Consider the following 3456-nt stretch of genomic DNA (forward strand, 5'->3'; position numbering starts at 1 on the left):
CGCCGTCGCGCTCGGCGACATGAACGGCTTCAAGGCGCTTAACGACACCCACGGGCATCGCTTCGGTGACCGCGTCCTCGTCGAGGTCGCCACCCGGCTCCGCCGCTGCGCGGTCGGTGGGGAGTTGCCGGTGCGGCTGCACGGTGACGAGTTCGCCGTACTCATCCCCTGCAGCACCACCGACCGGGCTTGTCGTCGTGCCGACGACTACCCACGTCGGTGGCCGACCGCCGCGCCGCGTGGGCCTCCGTGGTGAGGACCAGCCGGTGCGCCAGCACCGGGACCGCGATGGCGTGCAGGTCGTCGGGGATCACGAACTCCCGGCCGGCCAGCGCGGCCTGCGCGCGGGAGGCGCGGATCAGGTGCAGTGTGGCCCGTGGTGACGCGCCCAGCCGGACCTCCGGCATCTCGCGCGTCGCGGTGACCAGGTCGACGGCGTACCGGCGCACCTCGGTGGCGACGTGGACGGCACGCACGGTCTCGACCAGTTGCCGGACGGTCCCGCCGTCGGAGACCGGTTCGAGGTGCCCGAGGGGGTCGTGCCCGGCGTGTTCGTCCACCATGGCCAGTTCGGCCTGCGGATCCGGGTACCCGAGGGACAGTCGGGCCGTGAACCGGTCCCGCTGGGCCTCGGGCAGCGCGTAGGTGCCCTCCATCTCCACCGGGTTCTGCGTGGCGATCACCATGAACGGCGCGCCGAGCCGGTACGTCGTGGACTCGACGGTGACCTGCTGCTCCTCCATGCACTCCAGCAGGGCGGACTGGGTCTTCGGGGACGCCCGGTTGATCTCGTCGCCCACCACGATGTTCGCGAACACCGGGCCGGGGCGGAACTCGAACTCGGCGCGCTGCCTGTTGTAGACGGAGACGCCGGTGACGTCGCTCGGCAGCAGGTCGGGGGTGAACTGGACCCGGCTGACCGTGCAGTCGATCGACCGGGCGAGCGCCTTGGCCAACGAGGTCTTGCCGACCCCCGGGACGTCCTCGACCAGCAGGTGCCCCTCGGCCAGCAGCGTCACGAGCGCGATCCGCACGACGTCGGGTTTGCCCACCAGCACGCGTTCGATGTTGTCCGCGATCCGGCGGACGGTCTCGTGCAGTTGGTCGAGACCTCCACCGGGGCCGGGGGCGTGCGGCCCGGCCCCGGTGGTGGGGTGGGACGGTCCGGTGGCCGCCGGTTCCCCGTCCGGCGGGGCGGTGGCGGTGGACTGCGCTTCCGACGTCACACGACCTCCTGTGCAGAGGGCCCCGCGGTGGGCGCGACGGCCCCGGGCTGTTCTGGTCGACCGGGCCGGCCCCGCCCGCCGGACCGACCTGACGGGCAGTGTGTCAAAGACCGGCGCACCCGATGGGCCGACCCCGACGATCACGACGCGGCGGGCCGGTGTGCTCAGCGTCTCACAGACCGTGCCTCCCCGGTCAGGTGATCTCCCCGATGTCCACCACGGGTGGGTCACCACCCTACGACGCGCAGTGTCCGGGCCGACACGCGGAGCGCCGTTTCGCGACGCCGGGTCGCTCCGGATGACCGGATCGGTGTCACCCGGGGTAGCGAACCCGCCACGACCCCCCACCCGCACACCACCGCAGTGACCTGCGAAAACACGGCCGGAAACGCCCTGAACGGGCCGTTTCGGCGTTGACTGTGGTGGAAAGTGGGGTACCGTGGTGACCAGTGGGGCGGACGTGATGCCCCGGAGCCGATCTCGGAGGGGGCCGCGGGGTCCCGGCGTTGGTCGGTAGGGGAGGTGGAGGCCGGTGTTTCTCGGCACCCACACTCCCAAGCTGGACGACAAGGGGCGGCTCACGCTGCCTGCGAAGTTCCGTGACGCGCTGGCAGGTGGGCTCATGATCACCAAGGGACAGGACCACTGCCTGTACGTGTTCGACCGCGCCGAGTTCGAGCAGATGGCGCGGAAGGTCGCCGAGGCGCCGTTCACCAACGAGTCGGTGCGGGCCTACCAGCGCTACCTGTTCGCCGGGACCGACGAGCAGCGGCCGGACGCGCAGGGGCGGATCGCGATCGCCCCCGAGTTGCGCCGGTACGCCGGACTCCACCGGGACTGCGTCGTGATCGGCGCGATCACCCGGTTGGAGATCTGGGACTCCGGGGCGTGGGAGACCTACCTGGAGGAGCACGAGGACAGTTACGCGAAGGCGCAGGAGGAGATCCTGCCGGGCATCTTCTGACGCGGACACGGCGTCGGATGACGTGAGGCTGCGGCCCTGATGCACCTTCCCCGGTATCAGGTCCGCAACCTGACGGCATCCGGCTCCCGGCGTCGAACAGGGGCGACGTCGGCGACGTGGAGAGTCGGGTGAGAGGGGGCGCCGTGAGCGGCGACGAGGCAGCGCACCAGCCTGTCCTGCGGGACCGGGTGCTCGCCCTGTTCGCTCCCGTCCTCGCGGGCGGTGCGGCCACGGTGGTCGACACCACGCTCGGTCTCGGCGGACACGCCGAGGCGCTGTTGACCGCGCACCCGGACCTGCGGCTGATCGGGTTCGACCGGGACACCGGTGCGCTCGACCACGCGCGGCGGCGGTTGGCCGGGTTCGGCGACCGGGTGCGGTACGTCCACACCACCTACGACCGGATCGGCACGGTACTCGACGAGCTGGGCCTGCCGGCGGTGGACGGGATCCTCATGGACCTCGGCGTGTCGTCCATGCAGCTCGACCTCCCCGAGCGTGGGTTCGCCTATTCCCGGGACGCGCCGCTCGACATGCGGATGGACCCGACGGCCGGGATCACGGCCGCCGAGGTGCTCAACACCTACCCCGCGGCCGAGCTGACCCGGATCCTGCGGGAGTACGGCGAGGAGCGGTTCGCCCACCGGATCGCCAGGGCGGTGGTCGCCGAGCGGGAACGGGCGCCGTTCGACTCCAGCGAGCGCCTCGTGCGGCTGCTGCACGACACGGTGCCCGCGGCGAGCAAGCGCACCGGCGGGCACCCCGCCAAACGTACGTTCCAGGCGTTGCGCATCGAGGTGAACGGCGAACTGGACATCCTGCGGGCGGCCGTCCCGGCCGCGATCGACGCCCTGGCGGAGGGCGGGCGGATCGTCGTCGAGTCCTACCACTCGCTGGAGGACCGCATCGTCAAGCGCGCCCTCGCCGCGGCCGCGGCCTCCAGCACGCCGCAGGACCTGCCGGTGGAACTGCCCGGGCACGGTCCCCGGGTGCGCCTGCTGACCCGGGGTGCGGAGAAGGCGGACGACGCCGAGATCCGGCACAACCCGCGGGCCGCCTCGGTACGGCTGCGGGCGGCGGAGAAGAGGGGAGTCCGAGAGCGATGACCGCACCGGCCCGCGACCGCGGGACCTCCACGGACCGGCGGAAGGCTCGCGGACGTTCCGCCACGCGCGAGTCCGCCGCGGCGACCTCGGGAACCGGAACCCGGACCCGTACGGCGGGCGGCGGGAACGGGACGGGTGCCCGGCGGACCGGGGCGCCCTC

General features: G+C 72.5%; 4 protein-coding genes. 3 read left to right on the forward strand and 1 reads right to left on the reverse strand.

Features of this window, described 5'->3' with window-relative positions:
- Window positions 1–19 precede the first annotated feature (19 nt).
- Entirely contained in the window at window positions 20–256 is a 237-nt protein-coding gene (locus SACHA_RS26435; RefSeq protein ID WP_269634175.1) for a GGDEF domain-containing protein, read from the forward strand.
- On the opposite strand, the gene SACHA_RS0110660 is transcribed toward SACHA_RS26435, so the two are convergent.
- Window positions 162–1226 (reverse strand): AAA family ATPase, encoded by a 1065-nt coding sequence (locus SACHA_RS0110660; protein WP_019809553.1) that lies wholly within the window; start codon window positions 1224–1226, stop codon window positions 162–164. The genes SACHA_RS26435 and SACHA_RS0110660 overlap by 95 nt on opposite strands.
- Before the next feature lie 532 nt (window positions 1227–1758).
- On the opposite strand from SACHA_RS0110660, the gene mraZ reads away from it, so the two are divergent.
- Window positions 1759–2190, forward strand: a complete 432-nt coding sequence (mraZ, locus tag SACHA_RS0110665; protein ID WP_019809555.1) for a division/cell wall cluster transcriptional repressor MraZ — start codon at window positions 1759–1761, stop codon at window positions 2188–2190.
- Window positions 2191–2333: 143 nt separating this feature from the next.
- Complete coding sequence (rsmH, locus tag SACHA_RS0110670; RefSeq protein WP_019809558.1) at window positions 2334–3296, forward strand: 16S rRNA (cytosine(1402)-N(4))-methyltransferase RsmH; 963 nt, start codon at window positions 2334–2336, stop codon at window positions 3294–3296.
- Window positions 3297–3456: the final 160 nt, after the last annotated feature.

Origin of the sequence: Saccharomonospora halophila 8 (genome assembly GCF_000383775.1) — a bacterium.
Classification (GTDB): domain Bacteria; phylum Actinomycetota; class Actinomycetes; order Mycobacteriales; family Pseudonocardiaceae; genus Saccharomonospora; species Saccharomonospora halophila.

Bases quoted from the DNA above. Each gene is read 5' to 3' on its own strand.
- SACHA_RS26435 (WP_269634175.1), top strand. From the start codon at position 20: ATGAACGGCTTCAAGGCGCTTAACGACACCCACGGGCATCGCTTCGGT.